The 341-nt window shown below is 54.8% G+C and carries 1 protein-coding gene; it reads right to left on the bottom strand.

Annotated features, from left to right (window positions below):
* Positions 1-293 (bottom strand): transposase (locus tag KEHDKFFH_RS20025; protein WP_146084247.1); only part of this gene is annotated, 293 nt, incomplete at its 3' end.
* Between the last annotated feature and the right edge of the window lie 48 nt (positions 294-341).

Below are 341 nucleotides of genomic sequence, written 5' to 3'. Positions count from 1 at the left end.
GTCAGGTTGAAGCGCAAGAACCAGCGATACGCCACGTTGACCTGTATCTCCCGCACCAGCTGCCGCTCACTGCGAATGCCGAACAGATAGCCCAGAAACAGCATCTTGAACAACACCACCGGATCCAGTGCCGGCCGGCCATTGTTCGAGCAATACAGGTGACGCACCCGGTCACGGATAAATTCAAAATCGATGTACTGATCAATTTTGCGGAGTAGATGGTTGTCGGGGACCAGCGATTCGAGACTGACCATCTCGAGTTCGTGTTGTTGCGGGGACGGCTCTTTGAGCATGGGGCAGCCTCTGAAAAGTCGATGCCCCAATTACAACAAACCCCCGCC

Source organism: Marinobacter maroccanus (assembly GCF_002933275.1).
GTDB lineage: Bacteria > Pseudomonadota > Gammaproteobacteria > Pseudomonadales > Oleiphilaceae > Marinobacter > Marinobacter maroccanus.
Note: the sequence above shows the minus strand (reverse complement) of the source record. Positions and strands in the feature narration are given on the sequence as shown.